This window comes from Bradyrhizobium sp. AZCC 2262, from assembly GCF_036924535.1.
In the GTDB taxonomy this organism is placed as follows: domain Bacteria; phylum Pseudomonadota; class Alphaproteobacteria; order Rhizobiales; family Xanthobacteraceae; genus Bradyrhizobium.
Genome location: NZ_JAZHRT010000001.1, coordinates 4,841,472 through 4,867,052 on the forward strand (window position 1 = coordinate 4,841,472; position 25,581 = coordinate 4,867,052).

Sequence of the window (25,581 nt, forward strand, 5' to 3'; positions counted from 1 at the left end):
TCGCATCGCCCGGAATGACGAGTCACCCAAATCGCTTCCTACGCCATTCGATCAGCTTGGCGCTGACCTCGTCCGGCCTTTCCTGCTGCGTCCAATGGCCGCTGCCGCGTACGAGATATTTCTCCAGATCCGGCACGAGCTTCTCCATGCCGTCGGCGGCCGATGGCGGCAGCACCGCATCGTTCTCGGCCATGATCATCAACGACGGCACGCGGACGGTATGGTCGAGGCCTTTCGAGCGCTGCCAGTTGCGTGAAAAATTGCGGTACCAGTTGATGCCGCCGGTGAAGCCGGTCCTGGTAAAGGTGTCGACGAACACCTTCTTTTCCTCCGGCGACAGGATCGGCGTGCGCGGATCGTGTTTGGCATCGTAGTTCGCGATCATCTGGGGAAACGCCAGATTGAGCCGCGGCGACGCGCCGACGCCGGCAATCGGCTGTTCCTCCGGTGTCCCTTCGGGACGCGCCACCGGCTTGCGCATGAACGCATCAAAGGTCTGCTCGACCCGGCTTCCAAAAATCCGGTCAGGCTCGCGGCCAGGGTCCTGGAATTGCACAATGTACATCTTGTCGCCGAAGCGCTGGCGAAACAGCTCGATCGGATCGGCTGGCGCGCGATCCCAGTGCGGCGTGTTGACGCCGACAACGCCGGCGACCCGATCGATGTGTCGCAGCGGCATCTGCCAGACGATGAAACCGCCCCAGTCGTGGCCGACGAAGATCGCCTTGTCGATCTTGAGATGGTCGAGCAGGCCGACGAGGTCGCCGGTCAGATGCTCCATGTCGTAGGCCTCGACCGGCTCGGGCCGGTCGGTCGCGCCATAGCCGCGCTGGTCCGGCGCGATCACGCGGATGCCGGCCTCGCTCAAGGCCTTGATCTGGTGACGCCAGGAAAACGCGATTTCCGGCCAGCCGTGGCAGAGGATGACCGGCGGCTTGTCGGAGGCCGGCCCCGCCTCGTAATAGCCCATGCGAATACCGTTCACCTGGGCGAACTGCAGCGGCGGCATTTCAATCATTATCGAACCCTATTCAGCAGCACTGGTCATTCTCGGCGGCGGCGCGAACGCCGCCTCCAGCGCTTCAAATTCGCGAGGGAGCATGTCGCACATCACCTGGACATGGGGAATGATGTTGGCGCCGGCGATGAAGCCGAAATCGAGCTGGTCGCGGTAGCTCTGCACGGTGATGTTGAGCGCGATCCCGTGGGTCGAGATCGACACCGGGAAGATGTGCAGCAATTCCGCACCCGCAGCGTACAGCGTCTGTCGCGGTCCCGGCACGTTGGACACCGTGATGTTGGCGGACGGCGGCAACACGTTCGACAGGTCCGAGCGGCTGTAAAGCAGCGCCATGATCTGCACCAGGATCGGCGCACCGAGCATCGAGACGTTGGAGACCTGTGGCATGAAGGCGCGCAGCGGATGCGACATCTCCTTGGACTTGGTGGACTGCGCGATGATCGTCTCCAGCCGCTCCTTCGGATTCTCGATATTGGTGGCGATCGAGCAGATCATGCCGAACACCTGGTTGTTGGCCTCGGTGTTGCCCTCCTCGCGCAGCGAGATCGGTACCGCCGCGGTCATCGACTTGGCCGGCAAAGCGCCCCGTTCCAGCAGATAACGCCGGACCACGCCCGAGGACAGCGCCAGCACCACGTCGTTGAGCTTGCCACCGGATGCCTTGGCGACCGCCTTGGTCCGCGACAGCGAGATCGAGGTACCGGCAAAGCTGCGCTCCGACGAAATCGCCTTGTTCAAAATCGTCGGCGGCGAAACCATGCTGGCGATGCTGTCGCGCGACTTCGGATCGGAGATCTTGCCGACCACGTCGGAGACGCTCTTGAGCATCGCCGGAATGCTGCCGGCGAATTTCACCGCGCTCTCGATCTGGAACATGGCGTTGTCGAACAGGATCGATCCGAGATCGCTCTTGCCCGAGCGCGGCAGATCGAGGGTTTTCGGCGTCGAAGAGCCGTCGAAGGGCTGGCGCCAGAGCTGCTGGTAGGAATCGATCAGGTTGGCGGCGATGTCGCGCGGCTCGTTGCCGCCCTTGGCCTGCGGAACCGGTTGCTCGACCACGCGCGGCACCGGGGTGACGTCATAAATCATGTTGGTCAGCGCAGCACCCGCGCCGCCATCGATGCAGGCGTGATGCATCTTGGAATAAAGCCCGATCTCGTTATCCTTCATGCCCTCGAAGACGTAGAACTCCCAAAGCGGCCGGGCGCGGTTGAGCAGCTTGGCATGCATCCAGCCGACGATGCGCTCCAGCGTCGCACGGTCATAGGGCGCCGGCAGGCTGCCGCGGAAAATATGACGGTCGATGTCGAACTGGTCGTCCTCGACCCAGGACGGATGATCGATGTCGAGCGGGGCCTTTTCCAGACGGGCCTTGAGGATCGGCGCGATGTGCAGCCGCGAGGCGATCATCGCCTTGAAGTCCTCGAAGAAGTTGCCGTTATAGTTCTCCGGCAGGCGGAAGATCGCCATGCTGCCGACATGCATCGGCATTTCCGGCGTTTCCAGATAGAGAAACGACGCGTCCATCGAAGACAGCTTCTTGGCGTCCGCCATATTATCCTCCCGCAGTAGAAAACGCGGCGCCTTGGCGGCGCTTCTGGCGTCCAGAATGTCTTTATTATTGGAGCATATCCGAAAACCTCTCACCATCCTGCATCAATTGCAGGGCGGGACCTTTCGGGATCATGCCCTTGGCTCAGGGCGTTGGCTCAGGATTGTGCATTTTCAGGGGGGCCGTAGGCAATGGCAAATGGTCCTGATCGGTCAAAATGCTTAAATTCCCCTTCGGGCTGCGCCAGACGGTCGGCCACCGCCCATAATGCAGCGGGGTTGACGCCGAGCCCGATATGGCTGGCGAAGTACACCTCGATGTTTTCGGCGGTATCGGAAGGACGCTGCAGGCAGGTGTGCCAGTTCACGATGCCGTCGGTGCGGGAATAGATCGAGGTCGCCGGCACCGGCAGGTCACCGGCGATCGCCTCTCTTATCTCGGGATTGTCGTCGACCGCCTCCCCCGACAGCGCCTCATAGAGCCGCGTGGCGTTGGTCGCCCTTATGTCGTTGGCAAACGGACTGCCGAGCGTAATCACGGCGCGCACCATGTCCGGCATCTGCAGGGCGAGATCGCGCGCATAGACACCGCCGAGACTCCAGCCGAGCAGGCTGACCTTGCGGCCGGTCTGGTCGTGAATGCGCCGCAGGAGGTCGCGCAACGCACCGCGCTTGGAAGCGACGCCGCCGAGATTGCGGCCCATGTTCCACGCATGGGTGTCGTAGCCGAGCTCTGTCAGGTAGCGCCGCATCGGCGCCATCGAAAGATCGCTGGCGAGAAAGCCCGGCAGCGCCAGCACCGGATGCCCATCGCCCTTCGGCGCCCGCAACAATAGCGGCGACAGCAACAGGCTCGAATTCAATTCGAACAGGCCCCTCGCCTCGGCCAGCATCAGAAAGAGGCTCGGCGGCCGGAGCCTTTGCTCTTCCGTCACTGCCCCGCCCTCCGCGATGGCCACTGTTACTTGTCCTTCTTGCCCATGCCGCCAAGGCCGGCCATGGTCACGAACATATCCTGAAATCGCTCGGCGATCTTGGGATCGAACGTGAACCAGCTCTGGATCAGCGACTCCGGAGAAACCTTTTCGATATTGGCCATCAACTGCTGCTGCATCTTGTCCATCACGGCCGTCTGCATCGGCGAGACGTCGGGCAATCCGAAAAACTGCCTGGCCTCCAGCGGCGTGCAATCGACTTCGAGGTTAACTTTCATGACCGCTCCTTTTGCTGGCTTGTGACAGTATCGCCACGATGCGCGGCGTCGCGCAAGGACAAGACCCCGCCTCCACCCCCGTCAATCGTCTGGTATGGTCAACCAAAACGTTCGACGGCAAAAGGCCGGACATCGGCAAACGGGGTCTCGCCGGTCATCATTTCAGCCAGCAGGCGGCCGGTTGCGGGTCCGAGCGTCAGGCCGTGGTGCTGGTGGCCGAAATCGAACCATAGCCCACTGTGGCGGGGGGCCTTGCCGATCACCGGCAGCATATCGGGCAGGCAGGGCCGCGCGCCCATCCAGGGCTTGGTGTCGACCGGCTCTCCCAGCGGGAACAGCCTGTGTGCCCGTGGCAGGGCCCGCTCGACCTGGACCGGCGTCGGCGGCGCGTCGCGGTGGGCGAACTCGGCGCCGGTGGTCAGACGAATGCCGCGGTTCATCGGCGCCAGAAGATAGCCGAGATCGGTGTCCAGGACGGGATGGTTCAAAACCGCATTGCCGTGCGGCTTGAGGTGCAAATGGTAACCACGCTTGACCTGAAGCGGGATCGAATAGCCGAGCGGCGCAAAAATCTGATCGGACCACGGCCCCATCGCCACGACGACGTCGCGCGCAGTGATCGTGCCTTCCAGCGTCGCCACCCGCCACCTTCCGCCGGATTGTTCGAGCGTGCGTGCGTCGCCAACCAGATATCGACCACCCTTGCGGCCGAACAGCGCCGAATAGGCTTTGGCCAGGCCGCCGGGATCCGGCACGAAGCCCGGCGCCGGAAAATGGATGGCGCCGCTGAAATCGCCGGTCAGATGCGGCTCGCGCGCAATGATCGCCGCCGTATCCAGGATCTCGCCCGCGACCCCATACTGCCTGGCACGCTCCAGCTCCCCCACGGCGCCCGCAAGCGTCGCCTCGGAGCGAAACAGCTTGATCCAGCCGTTCCGCTGCAACAGCTCCGGCACATTGGCCTCCGCAATCAGCGCCTCATGCTCAATCAGGCTGCGCTGGATCAGCGGCAATTCGGCCATCGCACTGTGCAGTGCACGCTGCGGCGACGAGGCGAGGAAATACCGTGTCAGCCACGGCAGGAAGGCCGGCAAGTCCCTGAAATGGTAACGCACCTGCGGCGCGCGAAGGAATGCGTAGCGCAGGATCTGGCCGAGATCGCGCGGAAACATGTAGGGAAAGACCGAGGCGCATTCGATCAATCCGCCATTGCCGTAGCTGGTTTCCTCGCCGGCGGTGTTGTGCCGGTCGATCAGAACCACGCGCCGGCCGCGCTTCTGCAAGTGCAAGGCGGCGCTCACGCCGACCATGCCCGCACCCAGGACGAGTACGTCGGCCTTCAGTTCCGCCATCCGGCACTCCGAAAGTTCACGTGCTTGCGCGCACCTCTTATGGTGAACCTAGCCATTGCCGCACCGCCGCGCAAACCGGCATGCGGTGCGGGATAATGATGCTTGCGCGGCGGCTGGACTTTGGCAACATGGCTCGGCAATATCCGCCGCCAGTCGCGGAAATGGCTGATCAAAAGCGGGGAAATCGAACAAATGTCGGTACGTCGGAGCTTGTTTGCAGCGGCCACGGCTTCAATCCTTGCCTTAACGACAACCTTGGCCATGGCGCCGGCATCGGCCCAGACCCTGCGCTATGCCAACCAGGGCGATCTCAAATCGCTCGACCCCTACACGCTGAACGAGAGCACCACCCACGCCCATCTCGGACATGTCTTCGAAGGCCTGGTGGCCCGCGACAGGGACCTCAAGATCGTCCCCGCATTGGCAGAGAGCTGGGAAATACCGGAGCCGACCCGCTGGCGGTTCCATTTGCGCAAGGGCGTGAAATTCCAGAACGGCGACCCCTTCACTGCTGACGACGTGGTTTTCTCGGCGGAGCGTGTCCAGAAGAAGGGCTCGAACCTGCAGACCCGCATTCCCAGCGGCACCAAAGTCGTCAAGGTCGACGACCACACGGTGGACTTCATCCTGCCCTCGCCCAATCCCATTCTCAATTCGCAATGGGATACCTGGTACATCATGGACAAGAAGTGGGCCGAGGCGAACAACGCCGTCGAGCCCACGCCCGCCGCGGCAACGTCGCCGAGCTTTGCCTCGCTCAACGCCAACGGCACCGGCCCCTTCACCGTCGAGAGCCATCAGCCAGGCGTCAAGACCGTGTTCAAGGCCAACCCGAATTGGTGGCGCAAGCCCGAGCATAACCTCAAGGAAATCATCTTCACCCCGATCGGCTCGGATGCGACCCGCGTCGCCGCCCTGCTCTCGGGCGAAGTCGATGTCATCGAACCGGTTCCGATCCAGGATATTTCGCGGGTCGATTCCAGCCCTAACGCCCAGGTGCTGAAGGGACCGGAACTTCGCACCATCTTCCTCGGCATGGATCAGGTGCGCGACGAACTGCTCTATTCCAACATCAAGGGCAAGAACCCCTTCAAGGACGTCAAGGTGCGCGAGGCCTTCTTCAAGGCCGTCGACATCGAGCTGATCAAGACCCGCGTCATGCGCGGCCTGTCGACGCCCTCGGCGCTGATGATCGCGCCGCAATTGTTCAAATTGTCGGGTGACTTCAAGCGCCCGAAGTTCGATCCCGACGGCGCCAAGAAGCTTCTGACCGAAGCCGGTTATCCCGATGGTTTTGAAGTCACGATGGACTGCCCCAACGACCGCTACGTCAACGACGCCGCGATCTGTCAGGCGGTCGTCGGCATGCTGGCCCGCATCGGCGTCAAGGTGACGCTGCTGGCCCAGCCCAAGGCGCAGTATTTCGCCAAGGTGCTGAAGCCCGGCGGCTATCAAACGTCGTTCTTTCTGCTCGGCTGGACCCCCGGCACGTTCGACTCCCACAACGTCCTGTACGACATCATGGGCTGCCGCGACGATCCGAAGTCCAGCCGCGGCGAAGCCAATCTCGGCGGCTACTGCAACAAAAAGCTCGACGAACTCACGGACAAGGTGCTGGTGGAATCCGATACGGACAAGCGCGACGTCCTGATCAAGGAGGCGTACGAGATCGGCGCCAAGGACTTCGGCTACATCCCGCTGCACCAGCAGGCGCTGGCGTGGGGCGTTTCGAAAAAAGTCAAGCTGAGCCAGCGCGCCGACAACCAGGTCCTGCTCTACTGGGCGACCAAACAGGACTAGTCAGGCTTCAACACCAGGTCCCGGCGGCTTTGCGGCTTCCGGGGCTTTTCTTTTCGAGGCGACAGCGACGTCCGCCGCCGCATCCAAAGAGCAGTGAAAGGAATCCATGCTCGCTTTCACTCTTCGCCGCGCTATCCAGGCCATCGGCGTCATGATCGCCGTCGGCGTCATCGCGTTCTCGATGTTCCGCTTCGCCGGCGACCCGGTCAACCAGATCGTCTCATTGGATACGCCGGCCGCCGAGCGCGAGGCGGTGCGCAAGTCGCTCGGTCTCGACGATCCCGTGCCGGTGCAGTTCGCCCGCTACTTCGCCAATGCCGCGCAATTCAAGTTCGGGGTGTCCTATCAATTCCGCCAGCCGGTCTCGAACCTGTTGATGGAGCGGATGCCGGCGACGCTGGAGCTTGCCGCCTGCGCCACCGTTTTCGCCATGGTGTTCGGCATCCTGATGGGGGTCTATTCGGCGTTGCGGCGTGATACCCTTCTTACAAAATTCTTTCAGGCGGTGTCGCTGATCGGAATCTCGCTGCCGACGTTCTTGATCGGCATTCTCCTGATCTACCTGTTCTCGGTGACGCTGGGCTGGCTGCCCTCGTTCGGCCGCGGCGACGTGGTACGGATCGGCTGGTGGACCACCGGGCTGCTGACCTTTTCCGGACTGAAGGCGCTGATCATGCCGTCGATCACGCTGGGCCTGTTCCAGATGACGCTGATCATGCGGCTGGTACGCGCCGAAATGCTCGAGGTGCTCCGCACCGATTACATCCGCTTCGCCCGCGCCCGTGGCCTGACGACCCGGGCGATCCATTTCGGCCACGCGCTGAAGAACACGCTGGTTCCCGTCATCACAGTGGCAGGGCTGCAGTTTGGCTCGGTAATTGCTTTTGCCATCATCACCGAAACCGTCTTCCAGTGGCCGGGCATGGGACTGTTGTTCGTGCAGGCGGTGCAAAATGTCGATATCCCGATCATGGCGGCCTACCTGCTGATGGTTTCGCTGATCTTCGTCACCATCAACCTGGTGGTCGATATCCTCTACACCGTCGTCGATCCGCGCCTGCGCTCGACCATCAGCCGCCCGGCCTGAAGCGAGACCTCCGATGTCCGATGCCGTGGTACCTCACCGAGTAGAGCCGAGCGCGCCGCGGACGCGCGCCGGCACGAGCTGGCTGAAGCGCGCGCTCGACAGCGACGTTTTCTATTCGTTCCGCCGCTCGCGGATGACCATGGTGGCGGCGGCCGTCACCCTGCTGTTCTTTCTGCTGGCGCTCTTTGCTTCGCAGCTTGCGGTGCAGAACCCATTCGATCCGGCCCAACTGCAATTGATGAATTCGCGCATTTCGCCGCTATGGACCGCCGACGGCCAGAGCCCGTTCCTGCTCGGCACCGACGAACAGGGCCGCGACGTGTTTTCGGCCATTCTCTACGGTTTGCGGATTTCGCTCGTGGTCGGCGTGCTCGGCGTTATCTTTGCCGGCACGCTCGGCATCACGCTTGGCCTGATCGCAGGCTATGTCGGCGGCGCGGTCGACGGCTTGATCATGCGCATCGCCGACGTGCAGCTCACCTTCCCCGCGATCCTGATCGCGCTGCTCGTTAACGGCGTCGCCAAATCCGTGTTCGGCAACCGATTAGATGCAATGAGTACGCTGGCGGTGCTGGTGGTTGCAATCGGGCTGAGCTTCTGGGTGCAATATGCCCGCACCGTGCGCGGCTCGGTCATGGTCGAGAAGAACAAGGACTATGTTGCGGCCGCCCAGCTGATCGGCCTTCCCGCGCCCAAGATCATGCTGCGGCACGTGCTGCCCAATACGATGGGCCCGATCCTGGTGATCGCAACCATCAACCTCGCGCTCGCCATCATCACTGAGGCGACGCTCTCGTTTCTCGGCGCCGGCATGCCCGACACCATGCCCTCGCTCGGCACCCTTATCCGGATCGGTAACAACTATCTGTTCGCCGGCGAGTGGTGGATCGTGGCCTTCCCCGGCATTGCGCTGGCGGGGCTGATCCTCTCCATCAACCTGCTCGGCGACTGGCTGCGCGACGCGCTCAATCCAAAGCTCCGATGACCGTACCCGTCCTTTCCGTGCGTAACCTCAAGGTGGAATTCCTCACCCGCCGCAGCACGCTGCGCGCCATCAACGGCGTCTCCTTCGACATCGCCAAGGGCGAAGTGCTCGGCGTGGTCGGCGAGTCCGGCGCCGGCAAATCGGTCACGGGCCTCGCCGTCATCGGATTGATCGATCCGCCCGGCCGCATCGCCGGCGGCGAGATCTATCTGTCGGGAACGCGGATCGACCATCTGCCGCCGGAAGAAATCCGCCGCATCCGGGGAAAACGGATCGGGATGATCTTCCAGGATCCGCTGACCAGCCTCAATCCGCTCTACCGGATCGGCGACCAGATCGTGGAGACGATCCGGACCCACCTGAATCTTTCGGAGACCGCGGCGCGCAAGCGCGCCATCGACCTGCTGGCCGAAGTCGGCATCCCTGCGCCTGAGAAGCGCATCGACGCCTATCCGCACGAATTCTCCGGGGGCATGCGTCAGCGCGTCGTGATCGCGCTGGCGATCTGTGCCGAACCGGAACTGATCATCGCCGACGAGCCGACCACCGCGCTCGACGTCTCCGTACAGGCGCAGATCATTTCGCTGATCAAGCGCCTCGGGCGTGATCACGGCACGGCGGTGATGCTGGTCACCCACGACATGGGTGTGATCGCCGAGACCTCCGACCGCGTCGCCGTGATGTATTCTGGCCGGATCGCCGAGATCGGTCCGGTGCAGGACGTGGTGCAGAACCCGCTCCACCCCTATGCCAAGGGACTGATGGGGGCGATCCCGACGCTGGCCGGCGAAGACAAGCGGCTGGTGCAGATTCCCGGCTCAATGCCGCGGCTGTCGGCGATCCCGCCGGGCTGCTCGTTCAATCCGCGCTGCGCCTTTGCGTTCGACCGTTGCCGCGTCGATCGGCCGGAGCCGCTCAAGCATGGCTCGCATGCCGTGGCCTGTCATCTCTTCGATACCGCGCCAAATGAAAGCGCAAAGGAGACCGCGGCATGACGGCCTCCTTTGTCGATGTGCGAAATCTGCGCCGCGTGTTCGATGTCTCAAAACCGTGGCTCAACCGCGTGCTGGAAGGCGGGCATCTGGAATTTTTGAAGGCCGTCGACGGCGTGACCTTCGATATCAGGAAGGGCGAAACCTTCGCACTCGTCGGCGAGTCCGGCTCGGGCAAGACCACCGTGGCGCGAATGGTGGTGGGATTGCTGCCGCCGAGCTCGGGCGAAGTGATCATCGACGGCGTCTCGATGACGAGTGCGAGGCAGGCGCAGGCGCGGCAGCGGCTGCGCCGCCGCATCCAGATGATTTTTCAGGACCCCTATGCGAGCCTCAATCCGCGTTTCCGGGTCGACGCCATCGTCTCCGAGCCGATCCGCGCCTTCGACCTGATCCAGGGCGAGCGCGACATCCGCACGCGCGTCGGTGAATTGTTGAGCGTCGTCGGCCTGCATCCCGACGACGGTCTGAAATATCCGCACGAGTTTTCCGGCGGCCAGCGCCAGCGCATCGCAATCGCGCGAGCATTGGCGTCGGAGGCCGAATTCATCGTCTGCGACGAGCCGACCTCGGCGCTGGACGTTTCCGTGCAGGCGCAGATCCTCAACCTGATGCGTGACCTGCAGGACAAGTTCGGGCTGACCTATCTCTTCATCAGCCATAACCTCGCCGTGGTCCGCCACATGGCGACCCGGATCGGCGTGATGTATCTCGGCCGCATCGTCGAGATTGCGGAAGGGCGCGAATTATTCGCCAATCCGCGGATGCCCTACACCCGGATGCTGCTGGGCGCGGTTCCGGATCTCGCGATGTCCGGCCGCCAGCGCATCCCGGTCAAGGGCGAAATCCCCAACCCGATCGATCCGCCGCCCGGCTGCGCCTTCAACCCGCGCTGCCCGCTGGCGTTCGATCTCTGCCGCAAGGAAGCGCCCGTCCTGATCGATGGCGTCGCCTGCCATGCCGTCAACCATCCGGTTGAGACCGCAGCCGCGGTATGATCACGGAGATGGGTGCAATGCGTGGCATCCCAGCGGTTGGCATCCAGCCGCACCTGTGGTCAAGTGCGCCCGCATCGTGATCTCAGCACCGCATCGGATTCCCATGAGCAACATCAATCCCGATCCGTTCACCACAAGGCCGGAAATCGAAGGCACCTTTGGCGTCGTGACCTCGACCCACTGGATCGCCACCGCCGTCGGCATGGGCATCCTTGAAAAAGGCGGCAACGCCTTCGACGCCGGTGTGGCTACCGCCTTTACGCTGCAGGTGGTCGAGCCGCATCTGAACGGCCCAGGCGGCGATGTGCCCATCATCGTGCATGACACCGAACGCGGCCGCACCGAGGTGATCTGCGGTCAGGGCCCCGCGCCTGCGAAGGCGACCATCGCGCATTACAAGAGCGAAGGCCTGGAAATGGTGCCCGGCACCGGTCTTCTCGCCGCCTGCGTGCCCGGCACGTTCGAATCCTGGATGCTGCTGCTGCGCGATTACGGCACGATGCGGCTGCGCGACGTGCTGGAACCCGCGATCGCCTACGCCCGCGACGGCTATCCGCTGGTCGAGCGTGCATCCGCGACTATCCAGGTCGTCGAGAAACTGTTCCGCAATCACTGGAAGACATCGGCTGCCGTCTATCTGCCAAACAACGAGGTGCCGAGGCCCGGTACGCTCTTCACCAACAAGCAGCTCTCGGAAACCTACGCCCGCATCCTGAAAGAGGCCGAAAGCGCCGGCTCCGACCGCGTCGCGCAGATCGAACGCGCGCGAAAATCCTGGTCGCAGGGTTTTGTGGCGGAAGCGATCGACAAGTTCTGCCGCACGCAGGAAGTCATGGACGTCTCCGGCTCGCCGCATCGCGGCGTGCTCTCGGCAGATGACATGGCGCGCTGGCAACCGACCGTCGAGGCGCCGCTGACCTACGACTATGGCCGCTACACCGTTTGCAAGCCCGGCGTCTGGAGCCAAGGCCCGGTCATGCTGCAACAGCTCGCCTTGCTGAAGGGTTTTGAGCTCGACGGGCTCGATCCCGCCGGCCCGGAATTCATCCACCTGCAGATCGAATGCGCAAAACTCGCCTTCGCCGATCGCGAGAAGTTTTATGGCGACCCGAAATTCACCGAAATCCCGATCACGACCTTGCTGTCGGACGCCTACAATGACGAGCGCCGCAAGCTGATCTCCAAAGACAGAGCCTCGCTCGATTTCATCCCGGGGTCGGTCGAAGGTTTTGGCTCGGTCGTCAAACTGCGCCGCGCCGAAGGCCATCGCGAGGCCGTCGGCGCTATGGGCGCGGGCGAGCCGACCGTCGGCCGCTTCGGCGAGGTGCGCGGCGATACCGTGCATTTCGACATTATCGATCAGGCCGGCAACATGGTTTCGGCAACGCCATCCGGCGGCTGGCTGCAATCCTCGCCGGTCATTCCGGAACTCGGCTTCTGCCTCGGTAGCCGCGCGCAGATGTTCTGGCTGGAGGAAGATCACCCGGCGGCGCTCGCGCCCGGCAAGCGCCCACGCACCACACTCTCGCCCACCATGGCGTTGCGTGACGGCGAGCCGTACATGGCCTGGGGTTCGCCGGGCGGGGACCAGCAGGATCAATGGACCACGCAGTTCTTCCTGCGGCATGTGCACGCCAAACTGAACCTGCAGGAAGCGATCGACGCGCCGGCATGGCATTCCGAACACTTCCCGATCTCGTTCTGGCCGCGCACCGCGCGCCCCGGCGTGCTGGTGGTCGAGAACCGCGTGCCGAAGGCGACCGTCGATAAGCTGAAAAGCCGCGGCCACGTCGTCGAGATCGGCCCCGACTGGTCGGAAGGACGCCTCACCGCAGCCTCCAGGGTCGGTCGCCGCCGCCGCGCCGCCGCCAATCCGAGGGGCATGCAGGGCTACGCGGCAGGACGATAGTTCGAAGAGCAACAAAGAGATGACCTGGTCGATCATCGCGCGCGATCCCCTCACCGGCCAAATCGGCATCGCGGTTGCGACCAGGTTTTTCGCGGTCGGCGCGCGCGTTCCGCATATCGCCCCCGGCATCGGCGGTATTGCGACGCAGGCGCTGGTCAATCCCTATTACGGCATCGACGGCGTGAAACTGCTGCGCGAAGGAAGCTCGCCCCGCGAGGTGGTGGACACGCTGATTGCCACCGACAGCGGCCGCGAGGCCCGGCAGCTTCATGTCATGGATATCAAGGGCCGGATCGCAGCGCATACCGGAGCCGAATGCGTCGACTGGTGCGGACATATTCAGGGTAACGGCTTCTCCCTCGCCGGTAACATGCTGGCGGGCGCCGCCGTGCTCGACGATACCGCGAAAACCTTTATCACCAATGCCAACCTGCCCTTTGCGCAACGGCTGATCGTGGCCATGAAGGCCGGCGAAGCCGCCGGCGGCGACAAGCGCGGCAAGCAATCGGCCGCGCTGGTGATCCAGGGCGAGGAGGAATGGTCCGATCTCGACCTGCGCGTCGACGACCATACCGATCCACTTGCCGAACTCGAGCGGCTGGAACAGGTCAGCCGCGAACGCTGGGTGCATTTCCGCCCGTTCCTGCCGACGCGCAGCAATCCGGCAGGAATCACCGACCGTGCCGTCATCGACGCCACTATCGAGGCGGCCATGGCGCGAAAGACATGACGGCTGGCCCGCTGATCGAAATCGAGGGCCTGCGCGTGGTCTTCCACGGCGACGACGGCCGCACAACGCACGCGGTCGACAGTGTCGATCTAAGCGTGGCCAATGGCGCGACGCTCGGACTGGTCGGCGAATCCGGCTGCGGCAAGAGCGTGACGTCGCTCGCCATCATGGGCTTGTTGTCAAAGCACTCCGCCGAGGTCTCCGGTTCGATCCGCTTCGACGGATTCGATCTGCTCGATGTCCCCGACGAGACGCTGCGCGACCTGCGCGGCAACCGGCTGGCGATGATCTTCCAGGAGCCGATGACCTCGCTCAATCCGAGTTTTACCATCGGCGACCAGATCATCGAGACGATCCTGCGCCATCGCGGCGGCTCGCGGCGGCAGGCGCGCGAGCGCGCCATCGAGCTGTTGCGCCGCGTCCACATCCCCTCCCCCGACAAGCGGATCGACGAATATCCGCACAAGCTCTCCGGCGGCATGCGCCAGCGAGTGATGATCGCGATGGCGCTGGCCTGCGACCCGCGCCTCTTGATCGCGGACGAGCCGACCACCGCGCTCGACGTCACCCTGCAGGCGCAGATCCTCGACCTGATGCGCGAGCTGAAGGCCGCCAGTGGTGCCGCGATCATCCTGATCACCCACGACCTCGGCGTGGTCGCCGAAGTCTGCGACGAGGTTGCGGTGATGTACGCCGGCGAAATCGTCGAGCGCGCACCGGTCGACGAACTCTTCGCCAACCCGCAGCATCCCTACACGGTCGGCCTGCTCGGCTCGATCCCGCGGCTCGACCGCCGCGCCGCGCATCTGGCGACCATCGAGGGCATGGTGCCGAATATGGCGAACCCGCCAGCCGGTTGCCGTTTTTCCGCGCGCTGCCCCTTTGTCGTTGAGAGCTGCATCGCCGCGCCGCCACCGCTCGTAATCGTGAACCCAGGTCACGCCTCGCGCTGTATCCGGGCGCCGCTGGAGCGGCTGGTGTCATGACCGCGCTGCTCGAAGTCGACGGCCTGGTGAAGCATTTCGTCGCCGCGCGTTCGGTGTTCGGCCGGCCCACCGCCTATGTCAAAGCGGTCGATGGCGTCAGCTTCACGGTCGAGGCCGGCAAGACGCTGGCGCTGGTCGGCGAATCCGGCTGCGGTAAATCCACCGTGAGCCGGCTGGTGCTGCGGCTGATCGAGCCGGACGCGGGCACTGTCCGCTTCGAGGGCCGCGACCTCGGTGCGCTAAATGCCAATGATTTGCGTGCCTTCCGCCGCGATGCGCAGATTATCTTTCAAGATCCTTATGCGTCACTCAACCCGCGCATGACCGTCAGCCAGATCCTGACCGAACCGCTGGCGCTGCACGATCTGGTGCCGGCTGCACGCCGGCGCGAGCGGGTCGAGGAGCTGCTGCGGCTGGTCGGCCTTGAGCCGCGCTTTGCCCGCCGCTATCCGCATGAATTTTCAGGCGGCCAGCGCCAACGCATTGCGATTGCGCGAGCGCTCGCCGTGGAGCCGAAACTGGTCATCTGCGACGAGCCAGTGTCGGCGCTCGACGTCTCGATCCGTTCGCAGATCCTCAATTTGCTGCGCGACCTGCAGGACCGGCTCGGCCTCGCCTACATCTTCGTCTCACACGATCTCGCGGTCGTGAAGCACATCGCGGACCGGGTCGCGGTGATGAATCTCGGCGTGATCGTCGAGGCCGCGGATGCGCAGGCGCTCTTCGCAGCTCCCCGGCATCCCTACAGCCGGGCCCTTCTGTCGGCAATTCCCGTGCCCAAACCGCGGGCAAAGCGCAGCCGAATTGTGCTGCAAGGGGAAATGCCGAGTGCACTCGATCCACCAGCCGGCTGCCGTTTTCATACCCGCTGTCCCTACGTGATTGACCGATGCCGCATGGAAGTGCCGCAACTGCTCACGGATGGTGCAGGACATGCCACAGCCTGCCACCGCACGGCGGAACTGCCGCCACCGGAGACGGTCACGGCAATGGACAGCGGCTTTTCACCCGCCCTGGAAAAATTGGTGGCGGCCTTCAGCAAAGGCACGGAAGGTGCAGGGCGCAACGGGGTTGATATGGTTGGGACCACAACAACGGTGAGTTAATGGATATGGGGTCGTCAGTGATGAAATTCTTGCGTTTGGCATTTGCCGCAGCAGGGTTGCTGGTGTCGTCGGAGGCGGTCGTGCACGCCCAAAGCACGCTGCGCATAGGCATCGCCCAGGATCCGGATGCCCTCGACCCGTCGATCAGCCGCACCTATGTCGGCCGTATCGTGTTCGCGGCATTTTGCGACAAGCTGTTCGATATCGACGAAAAGCTCAATATCGTGCCGCAACTGGCGCTGTCACATGAGACATCCGCCGACGGCAAGGAGATGACGATCAAGCTCAGGTCCGGCGTCAAATTCCATGATGGTGAGCCCTTCGATGCCGAAGCCGCCAAATTCTCGATCGAGCGCCACCTGACGCTGCCGGCCTCGTTCCGAAAACCAGAACTGGCGACAGTTGACCATGTCGATGTCGTCGATCCCCTGACGATCAAGCTCGTGCTCAAATCACCGTTTGCACCGCTGATCGCACAACTTACCGACCGTGCCGGGATGATGATGTCGCCCAAGGCCGTCAAGGAGCAAGGCGACAAGTTCGCACAGCATCCGGTTTGCGCCGGGCCCTATAAATTCGTTGAGCGCGTGCAGCAGGACCGCATGGTGTTCGAAAAGTTCGCCGATTACTGGAACAAGGACAACATCTTCATCGATCGCGTGGTGTTTCTGCCCATCGTCGATTCTACCGTGCGGCTCGCCAATCTGAAATCAGGCGGCCTTGACTTGATCGAGCGTGTCCTGGCGACTGACATCAAGGCCGTTCGAGCCGACAGCAAGCTGAAGTTGTCGACAGCGCCCGGGATCGGCTACATGGGTCTCACCATCAATGTCGCCAACGACAAGAACAAGGGCGCGCTCAGCCAGTCCGTCAAGGTGCGGCAGGCACTCGATCTGTCGATCGACCGCGAAGCCCTCAATCAGGTGGTGTTCAACGGCGAGTTCATCCCCGGTAATCAATGGGTCAGCCCCAGTCATCCCTATTATCAAAAGGGATTTCCAGTCAAACCTCGCGACGTCACCAAAGCCAAGGCCCTGTTGAAGGAAGCTGGTGTAAGCCTCCCGGTCACGGTCGATCTCATGGTACCGCTAGGCGCGGAGAACGAGGCGGTCGCGCAAGTGCTGCAGTCGATGGCATCCGAAGCGGGTTTCGACCTGAAGATTCGTACCATTGAGTTCGCGACGTCCTTCAAGCAGGCCCAGGCCGGAGAATTTCAAGCCTTCCTCATCCCTTGGAGCGGACGCATCGATCCGGACGGCAACGCCTTTGTATTTCTGCACAGCAAGGCGCCGCAGAATGACGGCGGCTACTCCAATCCGGAAGCTGACAAAGCGCTTGAAGATGGCCGTCTCGTGAACGATCAGGCGCAGCGCATGGCGGCTTACGAGAAGCTGACCAAGGCCGTCCTCAACGACGAACCATTGATCTATCTCTATCATCCCAAACTTCTGATCGCGCATACCACCAAGCTCGAGGGCTACAGGCAGATGCCGGACGGGCTGGTGCGGGTGGTCGGGCTGAAACTGAAGTGAGAGGCCGAGCTATGCTCTCGTGTCCTGGACGCGGTGCAGCATTCTTACGCTGCTCCGCAGAGCGGGGACCCACCACACGACCAGACTGGGTCCCAGTTCAGCAGCGCAACATTGCATGTTGCGCTGCGCCCGAGACACGAGAAACACCATGCTGAACTTCCTCAGCCAGCGCATCCTGCAGCTGATCCCGACATTGTTCTTCGTGTCGGTCCTGATCTTCTCGCTCCAGCATCTTCTGCCCGGGGATCCAGCACTGGTGATGGCCGGCGAGGAGCGCGATCCCGCCGTCATCCAGCAAATTCGCCAGCAATATAAGCTCGATCAACCGATCCCGGTCCAATATGCCTATTGGATCAAAGGCGTTTTATCCGGCGATCTCGGCGAGTCCCTGCGCATCAAGGTGCCCGTCCTGAATCTGATCGCGCAGAAACTGCCTGTGACGATGCAAGTGGCGTCGATGGCGATCGTGATCGCCTTCCTGATCGGCATTCCCGCCGGCATCATCTCCGCGGTGAAGAAGGGCACGGCCTGGGACTACGGCGCCAATCTGTTCGCATTATGGGGCATCTCGACGCCGAATTTCTGGCTCGGCATCATGCTGATCTTCCTTTTCTCGGTTGAACTCGGCTGGCTGCCGGCGTCTGGCTTTGTGCCACCCTCTGAGAACTGGCGCGCCAGTATCGCTTCCACCATCATGCCGGCCTTCGTGCTGGGCAATGCGATTGCCGCGATCCTGATGCGGCATACCCGCAGCGCGATGCTGCAGGTGCTGGAAAGCGACTACGTCCGCACCGCCCGCGCCAAGGGCCTTTCCGAACGCTCCGTCATTCTCAAGCACGCCATGCGCAACGCGTTGACGCCAGTCATCACGCTCGGCGCGCTCGAACTCGGCACGCTGCTGTCGGGCGCGGTGCTGACCGAGCAGATCTTCTCCATCCCGGGTTTCGGCAAGCTGATCGTCGACGCGGTCTTCAACCGTGATTATGCGGTCGTGCAGGGCGTCGTGCTGACGACGGCCACAATCTACATCACGCTGAACCTGATCGCCGATATCGCGTATGTCCTCGTCAATCCGCGGCTGAGGGCTTAAGTCATGACCGACGCGGCCCTCGGCGCGATCAAGCTGACCACCTCCGACGAACTGGAGAGCCCGGCGCGGCGCGCGCTGCGGCGTCTGTTCAAGCGCAAGGGCGCGGTGGCGGGCCTTGTCGTGATCGCGGTTTTCATCCTGCTCGCGGTGTTTGCGCCGCTGATCTCGCCTTACGAGCCGATCGCGACAAGCTGGTCGCTGGTGCGCATGCCGCCTTCCGCGCTGCACTGGTTCGGAACCGACGAACTCGGCCGCGACATACTCGCCCGCGTGATCTACGGCGCGCGGGCTTCGCTGCTGGCCGGCGCGATCTCGGTCGGGATCGCACTTTCGATCGGCGTGCCGCTCGGCCTCTTGTCGGGCTACCGCGGCGGCTTCATCGACGCGCTGATCAGCCGCATGACGGACGCGATGCTGGCCTGTCCGTTCCTGATCCTCGCGATTGCGCTGGCCGCATTCTTAGGGCCCAGCCTCGGCAACGCCATGATTGCGATCGGCATATCGGCGACGCCGATCTTCGTACGGCTCACGCGAGGCCAGGTGATGAGCGTCAAGGTCGAGGATTATGTCGAGGCCGCGCGCGCGATGGGCAATCCGCGCTGGCGGATCGCGCTGTTTCACATCCTGCCGAACATCATGCCGGCGCTGTTGGTGCAGGCGACGCTGTCGATCGCCGCGGCGATCATCGCGGAAGCCGCGCTGTCCTTCCTCGGCCTCGGCCAGCAGCCGCCGGCGCCCTCCTGGGGCAGCATGCTCAACGCCGCGCAACGCTTCCTGACCAACGCGCCCTGGATGGCGGTCTGGCCGGGACTGGCGATCTTCCTCGTGGTGCTGTCGTTCAATCTGGTCGGCGACGGCCTGCGCGACGCGCTGGACCCGAGGGAACGGTAGCAGCGGAAAGCCGTCATTGCGAGCGCAGCGAAGCAATCCATAGCGTCACAAAAAGAAAGTATGGATTGCTTCGTCGCTGCGCTCCTCGCAATGACGGACAATTCGTTTCGGGCAGCGGTTAAATCACAATCTCCCGCATCACCCGTCGGCAATCCATCTCGTATTCCAGATCAATCACCGGCGGGCGGGCGAAGTGCCAGGTCAGGCCCGACCGCGCGGCGCCACGGCGAACCAGCGCATCGGCAAAGACGTGGTGGAAATCGTGGATGGTGTAGGTCTGCACGTCGGTCGCATCCTTCCAGCCGAACCCGAATTCGCCCATGCGCCGCTCCATCACGCTGGCGACGTAGCGGACCTTCTCCGCAATGCCCTCCGGACTGACGTCCCGATAGCGTACGGTGCGCTCTGCATAGCTGGCGTTGCCTTCCTGCGACTCGCCACTGCCTGCGATGACGAAACTCGGCGACGCGCTCTGGCTCGGGCGTGTGAATGAAAAGGCGTAGAACGATGGCTCGGCCGGCGGATCGATCTCCGGGCAGACATTGCTGCGCGCCACCGGGTTGGTCGTACCGTCATACACGCCCCACTCCGCCAGCGTCTTGACGTAGTGCAGGTTGAAATTGCGGAATCCTTCGTCGGTGAAGGCAGCTGGCGAGCGCAGCTCGCAGGCACAGAATGACGTCAGCGGCCTGCCCGCCGCCTGGATGTATTTTGCGATCTGCGCAAAGCCTTCGGCCAGCGGTACCAGCTTGTCAAAACGCACCCGCTCGATTTCATATCCGGGATTGGCCGCTATCCCGCCGGAATACTGAAACACGGCTGGAATGAAGCGGTAATTGCCGGCGGAAAAGTCGCTGGTCATGTTGGCTCCCCTGTTTTTCTTTCTTCCTAGCATGCAGAAGCCGGCGGCGGCGCCGGTCGCATGGCTGCCGGCACGAAAAAACGACGGCAGCGATAATCCGCTGCCGTCGCCCGTAAACTTTCTCTACCCGTGGGAAAGGCTCAGGTCGGTTTGAGCGCCGTCCTGTCGAGATCGAAATCGGCAATCTCCTTGGTCCGCTGCGAGTCGGCCTTCGCCTGGTGGTCGGTGGCGAGCCAGACATAGACCGCCGGCAGCACGAACAGCGTGAACAGCGTGCCGATCGACATGCCCGATACGACGACGAGACCGATCGAGAAGCGGCTGGCCGCGCCCGCACCGGTGGCCGTCAGCAGCGGGATCAAGCCGGTGACCATTGCCGCCGTCGTCATCAGGATCGGACGCAGCCGGATGCGGGCCGCCATTTCGATCGCCGAACGCTTGTCGAGGCCTTCGTTGAGCTGCAATTCGTTGGCGAACTCCACCATCAGGATGCCGTGCTTGGTGATCAGGCCGACCAGCGTCAGCAACCCGACCTGGGTGTAGATGTTGATCGTCGCCACGCCGAAGAACAGCGGGATCAGCGCGCCAACAATCGCCATGGGAACGCTGATCATGATCACCAGCGGATCCCGCAGGCTTTCGAACTGCGCCGCCAGCACCAGGAAAATGATGATCAGCGCAAAGCCGAAGGTGACCGCGAGCTGGTTGCCTTCCTGCACATATTGGCGGGAGTCGGCCAGGTAATCATGACCGAAGCCGGCAGGCAGCTTCTTGGCTTCGCCCTCCAGGAAGTCCACCGCGTGCCCGACCGTCACGCCCGGCATCGGCACCGCCGAGAAGGTCGCGGAGTTGAGCTGGTTGTAATGCGTGAGCGAATTCGGATCGGTACCGGTTTCGATCGACACGATGGTCGACAGCGGCACCAACTGCCCGGTGTTGGTCGGAACGTAGTAACCGCCGAGCGCTTCCGGCGACAACCGCATGCCGCGCGGCACCTGCGGGATCACCTGGTACGACCGTCCCTCGAGGTTGAAGCGGTTGACATAGTTGCCGCCGAGCAGCGTCTGCAGCGTGCTGCCGACCTGCGCCATGTTGATGCCGAGATCGCTCGCCTTGGACCGGTCGATGGAGACGCGCACGATCGGCTGGTTGAAGTCGAGGTCGCTGTCGGAGACGATGAACAGGCCGCTCTTGCGTGCGGCATCCTTCAGCTTGGCCATCTGCTCAAAGACGGCCTGGAAGCCGGCGGTCGAATTGATCACCATCTGAACCGGCAGGCCGCCCGGCCCGCCCGGGAGCGGCGGGAGGTTGAACGCGAACGCCTGGACGCCTTCGATCTTGCTGATTTCAGCCTGCACCAGCGGCTTCAGCTTGATCGAGGAACGCGGGCGCTCGTCCCACGCCTTGAGCAGCATGCCGGCAATACCGCCCTGCGGCCCGTTGATGCCGTTCAGGACGAAAGTCAGGTCGGTTTCGGGAAATTTGGCAAACGCCTTGTCGAGCTTTTCGCCGTAGAAGTCGACATAGTCGATGTTGGCGTATTTCGGCGCCTTGGTCACCGAGAACACGATGCCCTGGTCCTCTTCGGGCGCCAGCTCCTTGGAGGTGTTCATATACAGGAAGCCGACCAGGCCGAGGATCGTCAGCGCGAACAGTCCGGTGATCGGACGATAGTCGAGCGAGCGGTCGAGCTGACGGCCGTACCAGCGCGTCATCGCACCGAACACCCGGTTAACGAGCCTGGCGAATCGTCCCTCGTCGGCGCTCTTCAGCAGCACCGAGCACATCATCGGCGACAGCGTCAGCGCGATCACGCCTGACACGATCACCGAGCCCGCCAGCGTGAAGGCAAATTCGCGGAACAGCGAACCGGTCAGGCCACCGAGGAAGCCGATCGGCGCATACACCGCCGCCAGCGTGATCGTCATCGAGATCACGGGCCCGACGATTTCGCGCGCGCCCTGCAGCGACGCCTGCACCGGCGTCTTGCCCTCCTCCAGATGGCGATGGATGTTCTCGACCACCACGATAGCGTCGTCGACCACAAGTCCGATCGCCAACACCATCGCCAGCAGCGTCAACAGGTTGAAGCTGAAGCCCATCGCCAGCATGAGACTGCAGACGCCGATCAGCGACAGCGGAATCGTGACCACCGGAATGATGACCGAGCGGAACGAGGCCAGGAACAGGAAGATCACGACGACGACGATCAGCACCGCCTCGATCAGCGTGTTCTTCACCTCGTCGATCGAGGATTGAATGAACTTGGTGGAATCATAGGCCACCTTCATCTTCATCGACGGCGGCAGGTTGCGTTCGAGCTCAGGAAACAGCGCGCGCACGCCCTTGACCAGCGTCAGCGGGTTGCCTTGCGGGGTTGCCTGCACGCCGATGAAGATGGCGCGCTCGCCGCTGAATGCGACGCTCGCATCCGAGCTTTGGGCGGCTAGTTCGACGCTCGCGATATCCTCGATCCGCACGAAGCCACCGTCCTTGGACTTGACGATCATCTTCTTGAACTGCTCGAGATTCCGCAGGTCGGTGTTGGTCGAAATGTTCGAGACGATGAAGTAGCCCTTGGCCTGACCGGCGGCGGCCTGGAAGTTGTTGGCCGCAATCGCCGCAGAGACATCGCTTGGCGACACGCCGCGGCCCGCCATCTTGACGGGATCGAGCCAGAGCCGCATCGCGAATGTCTGTCCGCCGAGAATGTCGGCGGATGCCACGCCGTCGACCGTCGACAGCACCGGCTGCACCACGCGCGTCAGATAATCCGAGATCGCCGAACCGGAGAGCTCATCGCTGGAGAAGCCGAGATACATCACGGCCGTGGTCTGGCCGGTGGTCTTGGTCACGATCGGATCGTTCGATTCCTTCGGGATCAAATATTTGACCGAATTCACCTTGGCGAGGACTTCGGTCAGCGCCTGGTTCGGGTCGAAGTTCAGCTTGACGTAGACCTGGATCGTGCTGGTGCCCTGCACCGACGACGAGGTGATGTAGTCGACGCCTTCGGCGGAAGCGACCGCCTGCTCGATCGGCGTGGTGATGAAGCCCTGAATCAAGTTGGCCGACGCGCCCGGATAGACGGTGGTGACGTTGACCACGGTGTTCGACAGTTTCGGATACTGCCGGATCGGCAACACGCTGGCGGCCCGCAAACCGATCAGCAGGATCAGCAGGCTGACGACGACCGACAGGATCGGACGCTTGATGAAGATATCGGTTAAGGCCATCGCAGATCATCCCGCTGAGTTCAGCATTTTCGGGCGCGGTCTCATGCTGAAGACCGCTGCCCGCCTTTCGCCAGCGCGGCCCCTCTGGGCCGCGGGTCATGTGTCAATAGCGCGGCGGGTTCGCCGGAATCGGTGGCACCGGATCGTTCGAGACCGTTACCGCCGACCCCGATTGCAGCTTGAGCTGCCCCACGGCCACGACGCGGTCACCGTCCTTCAACCCTTTCAGGATTTCGGCACGTCCTTCGAGGCGCTTGCCGGCCTGCACGAAGGTCCGCGTCACTGTCAGGCTGGTCTTGCCGTCTTCCTCTTTTTTCTCGCTGAGGAGGAAGACCGAGTCGCCATAGAGCGTGTAATCGACCGCGGTTTCGGGCACGGTGATGACCGGCGGCTTGTCCGGCAGCACCACCGTGGTGGTCGTGAACATGCCGGGCTTGAGGATCTTGTCCGGATTCTGGATCGTCGCCTGCACGCGGATGTTGCGCGTGTCGGTCGCAATCTGCGGCTCAATGGTGGTGATCTTGCCTTCGAACGTACGCCCCGGATACGCATCGACCGCGATGCGAACGATCTGGCCGACCTTGAGCTGGGCGGAATCCTTTTCCGTCACGGTGAAGTTGGCATACAGCGCCGACAGATCGGTCAGCGAGACGATCTGCGTGCCGGCGGTCAGATATTGTCCGACCTCGACCTTGCGAACGCCGAGTTCGCCGTCAAACGGCGCCCGCACCAGCTTTTGCGAGATGATGGCCTCGGTCTTGGCAATGCCGGCGCTGGCCTGATCGAACGCCGCTTGCGCGGTGTCCACCGTCGCCTGCGGTCCGACCTGACGCTCCATCAGTTGCTTGGCGCGATCCAGCGATATCTGCGCCACCCGCTGCTGCGCCTTGAAGTTGGCGAGGTCGCCCTGGTCCGGACCGTCGAACAACTGAACCAGCGGCGTGCCCGCTTTCACGGTGGCACCGGCCGTAAACTGGATGTCGGTGATGCGGCCGTTGACGTCCGAGGTCACGTTGACCTGATGCACGGCGGCGAGATCACCGACTGCGATCAGAAGGTTCGGAATGGTCTCGGGCTTCGCCGTGGCAACGTTGACGCTCACCGGCGGCGGCTTGTTGTTCGCAAAGAACTGCGCGATCATCTTGCCGCGGAAGTAATTGAACCAGACCAGCCCGCCGACCAGCAAGGTCAGCAGCAGCCCGACGACGATGAACCAGCGCACCAGCCGAACCGGCCGCTTGTGCGACTTGTCGACAATCGGCTTGCCCGAAATTTTTGGTTCAGTCACAATATTCATGTCATGCACTTTCTGCAGTTACCGATTGTCCCGAATTCGGTGACAGCTCGCCGCCCAGATGAGAAGCAATTGCGGCTTCGGTAAGTCCGATGCCACGCAGGATGAATTGACAGAGCTGCCGCTCCAGATCAGCAGCGTTGCCGTAGGAAAGACAGGGCACGGCCGGAAGCCGCGTGAGCGCCGACATCAGCACGGTGTGATGGGCGAACCAGAACAGGTTGAGCGGATCGCCGCCAATCTGTTTTGCGTCGCCAGCCGCGACCGCTCTTTCGATCGATGCACTGAACATCGGTCCGATCAGGCCGCTGATCTTGTCGTAGAGCAGCCGCGCGAACTCGCCGTCATCGAGATGACTCGTCGTCATCAGCCGCAGCCGCTGTGCTTCCTCCTGATCCGACCCGTCGGATACTTCCATGAAATGGCCGACCATGCCCTTGACCAATTCGACCAGTGTGGCAGTTGAAGGCTCCTGGCCGAGCAGGAGTGCGAAATCCGGATCGGCCTCGCACTCCTCCGCCAGGATTTCGGCATAGAGCGCGGCCTTGGAGGGGAAGTGCTTGAACAGCAGCCCTTCCGAAATGGCCGCGGCGGCCGCCACGCTCTTGGTTGTGGTGCCGGCAAAGCCGTTACGGGCAAAGCATCGCTTTGCCGCGCTCAGGATCAATTGCCGCCGCAGGTCACTGGTCATGCGCAGGGTAGACATGAGCGCGTGAGTAATCACTCACCTTGACGAAGTCAAGGATCTATTGCAGCGCACCAAGCGGATTCTGTTGCGGGGTGACGTCAAAGACACAGCTACATCGCCTTGTTCGAGCACCATTTTCCCGGGAATCCGGCACTCACCTTTTCGGCTCATCCCGGACCGGCCGCAACTCCCACGCGCCGCTGATGGCCTGGAACTGAAAATTGCGCTCCGGTTTGACGTCTTCTTGACGTCTTGGGC

At 62.9% G+C, this 25,581-nt stretch carries 22 protein-coding genes; 12 read left to right on the forward strand and 10 right to left on the reverse strand.

Annotated features, from left to right (window positions below):
- Positions 1 to 22: 22 nt before the first annotated feature.
- The 6 genes from V1283_RS22990 to V1283_RS23015 all read right to left on the reverse strand — a co-directional run bounded on the left by V1283_RS22990 (position 23) and on the right by V1283_RS23015 (position 5,400).
- Positions 23 to 1,018, reverse strand: a complete 996-nt coding sequence (locus V1283_RS22990; protein ID WP_334388749.1) for an alpha/beta fold hydrolase — start codon at positions 1,016 to 1,018, stop codon at positions 23 to 25.
- Between the two features lie 9 nt (positions 1,019 to 1,027).
- The gene (locus V1283_RS22995; RefSeq protein ID WP_334388750.1) at positions 1,028 to 2,575 is read right to left on the reverse strand and encodes a WS/DGAT/MGAT family O-acyltransferase; all 1,548 of its coding nucleotides are present in this window, start codon (positions 2,573 to 2,575) and stop codon (positions 1,028 to 1,030) included.
- Between the two features lie 155 nt (positions 2,576 to 2,730).
- On the reverse strand, positions 2,731 to 3,465 hold the full coding sequence (locus tag V1283_RS23000; protein WP_334393148.1) for an esterase/lipase family protein: 735 nt from the start codon (positions 3,463 to 3,465) through the stop codon (positions 2,731 to 2,733).
- 68 nt (positions 3,466 to 3,533) lie between these two features.
- Positions 3,534 to 3,785 (reverse strand): DUF6489 family protein, encoded by a 252-nt coding sequence (locus tag V1283_RS23005; RefSeq protein WP_334388751.1) that lies wholly within the window; start codon positions 3,783 to 3,785, stop codon positions 3,534 to 3,536.
- Between the two features lie 98 nt (positions 3,786 to 3,883).
- Positions 3,884 to 5,137, reverse strand: coding sequence for an NAD(P)/FAD-dependent oxidoreductase (locus tag V1283_RS23010; RefSeq protein WP_334388752.1), 1,254 nt, complete (start codon positions 5,135 to 5,137; stop codon positions 3,884 to 3,886).
- The gene (locus tag V1283_RS23015) at positions 5,125 to 5,400 is read right to left on the reverse strand and encodes a hypothetical protein (protein ID WP_334393413.1); all 276 of its coding nucleotides are present in this window, start codon (positions 5,398 to 5,400) and stop codon (positions 5,125 to 5,127) included. Before V1283_RS23015 ends, V1283_RS23010 begins: the two co-directional genes overlap by 13 nt.
- Here V1283_RS23015 and V1283_RS23020 point away from each other — a divergent pair.
- The 12 genes from V1283_RS23020 to V1283_RS23075 all read left to right on the forward strand — a co-directional run bounded on the left by V1283_RS23020 (position 5,330) and on the right by V1283_RS23075 (position 19,243).
- A complete protein-coding gene (locus V1283_RS23020; RefSeq protein WP_334388753.1) occupies positions 5,330 to 6,937 on the forward strand; it encodes an ABC transporter substrate-binding protein in 1,608 nt (535 codons plus the stop codon). The two genes, V1283_RS23015 and V1283_RS23020, sit on opposite strands and share 71 nt — an antisense overlap.
- Before the next feature lie 106 nt (positions 6,938 to 7,043).
- Positions 7,044 to 8,024, forward strand: coding sequence for an ABC transporter permease (locus tag V1283_RS23025; protein ID WP_334388754.1), 981 nt, complete (start codon positions 7,044 to 7,046; stop codon positions 8,022 to 8,024).
- Positions 8,025 to 8,037: 13 nt separating this feature from the next.
- On the forward strand, positions 8,038 to 9,009 hold the full coding sequence (locus V1283_RS23030) for an ABC transporter permease (RefSeq protein ID WP_334388755.1): 972 nt from the start codon (positions 8,038 to 8,040) through the stop codon (positions 9,007 to 9,009).
- Positions 9,006 to 10,004 carry an ABC transporter ATP-binding protein gene (locus V1283_RS23035; RefSeq protein ID WP_334388756.1) on the forward strand — a complete coding sequence of 333 codons (999 nt, stop codon included), beginning with the start codon at positions 9,006 to 9,008 and terminating at the stop codon, positions 10,002 to 10,004. Before V1283_RS23030 ends, V1283_RS23035 begins: the two co-directional genes overlap by 4 nt.
- The gene (locus V1283_RS23040) at positions 10,001 to 10,999 is read left to right on the forward strand and encodes an ABC transporter ATP-binding protein (protein WP_334388757.1); all 999 of its coding nucleotides are present in this window, start codon (positions 10,001 to 10,003) and stop codon (positions 10,997 to 10,999) included. The genes V1283_RS23035 and V1283_RS23040 overlap by 4 nt, the downstream gene beginning before the upstream one ends.
- Before the next feature lie 103 nt (positions 11,000 to 11,102).
- Entirely contained in the window at positions 11,103 to 12,908 is a 1,806-nt protein-coding gene (locus V1283_RS23045; protein WP_334388758.1) for a gamma-glutamyltransferase family protein, read from the forward strand.
- 19 nt (positions 12,909 to 12,927) lie between these two features.
- On the forward strand, positions 12,928 to 13,638 hold the full coding sequence (locus V1283_RS23050; protein WP_334388759.1) for a DUF1028 domain-containing protein: 711 nt from the start codon (positions 12,928 to 12,930) through the stop codon (positions 13,636 to 13,638).
- A complete protein-coding gene (locus tag V1283_RS23055; RefSeq protein ID WP_334388760.1) occupies positions 13,635 to 14,624 on the forward strand; it encodes an ABC transporter ATP-binding protein in 990 nt (329 codons plus the stop codon). The genes V1283_RS23050 and V1283_RS23055 overlap by 4 nt, the downstream gene beginning before the upstream one ends.
- The gene (locus V1283_RS23060; protein WP_334388761.1) at positions 14,621 to 15,730 is read left to right on the forward strand and encodes an ABC transporter ATP-binding protein; all 1,110 of its coding nucleotides are present in this window, start codon (positions 14,621 to 14,623) and stop codon (positions 15,728 to 15,730) included. Before V1283_RS23055 ends, V1283_RS23060 begins: the two co-directional genes overlap by 4 nt.
- A 20-nt stretch (positions 15,731 to 15,750) precedes the next feature.
- Positions 15,751 to 17,262, forward strand: a complete 1,512-nt coding sequence (locus V1283_RS23065; protein WP_334388763.1) for an ABC transporter substrate-binding protein — start codon at positions 15,751 to 15,753, stop codon at positions 17,260 to 17,262.
- A gap of 148 nt (positions 17,263 to 17,410) precedes the next feature.
- On the forward strand, positions 17,411 to 18,352 hold the full coding sequence (locus V1283_RS23070; protein ID WP_334388764.1) for an ABC transporter permease: 942 nt from the start codon (positions 17,411 to 17,413) through the stop codon (positions 18,350 to 18,352).
- A gap of 3 nt (positions 18,353 to 18,355) precedes the next feature.
- A complete protein-coding gene (locus V1283_RS23075) occupies positions 18,356 to 19,243 on the forward strand; it encodes an ABC transporter permease (RefSeq protein ID WP_334388765.1) in 888 nt (295 codons plus the stop codon).
- 118 nt (positions 19,244 to 19,361) lie between these two features.
- On the opposite strand, the gene cnbZ is transcribed toward V1283_RS23075, so the two are convergent.
- The 4 genes from cnbZ to V1283_RS23095 all read right to left on the reverse strand — a co-directional run bounded on the left by cnbZ (position 19,362) and on the right by V1283_RS23095 (position 25,341).
- Positions 19,362 to 20,105 carry a 2-amino-5-chloromuconate deaminase CnbZ gene (cnbZ, locus tag V1283_RS23080; protein WP_334388766.1) on the reverse strand — a complete coding sequence of 248 codons (744 nt, stop codon included), beginning with the start codon at positions 20,103 to 20,105 and terminating at the stop codon, positions 19,362 to 19,364.
- 140 nt (positions 20,106 to 20,245) lie between these two features.
- On the reverse strand, positions 20,246 to 23,341 hold the full coding sequence (locus V1283_RS23085) for a MexW/MexI family multidrug efflux RND transporter permease subunit (protein ID WP_334388767.1): 3,096 nt from the start codon (positions 23,339 to 23,341) through the stop codon (positions 20,246 to 20,248).
- Between the two features lie 103 nt (positions 23,342 to 23,444).
- The gene (locus V1283_RS23090; protein WP_334388768.1) at positions 23,445 to 24,638 is read right to left on the reverse strand and encodes an efflux RND transporter periplasmic adaptor subunit; all 1,194 of its coding nucleotides are present in this window, start codon (positions 24,636 to 24,638) and stop codon (positions 23,445 to 23,447) included.
- 1 nt (position 24,639) lies between these two features.
- Positions 24,640 to 25,341: a TetR/AcrR family transcriptional regulator gene (locus V1283_RS23095; RefSeq protein WP_334388770.1), complete on the reverse strand. Its 702-nt coding sequence runs from the start codon at positions 25,339 to 25,341 to the stop codon at positions 24,640 to 24,642.
- Positions 25,342 to 25,581: the final 240 nt, after the last annotated feature.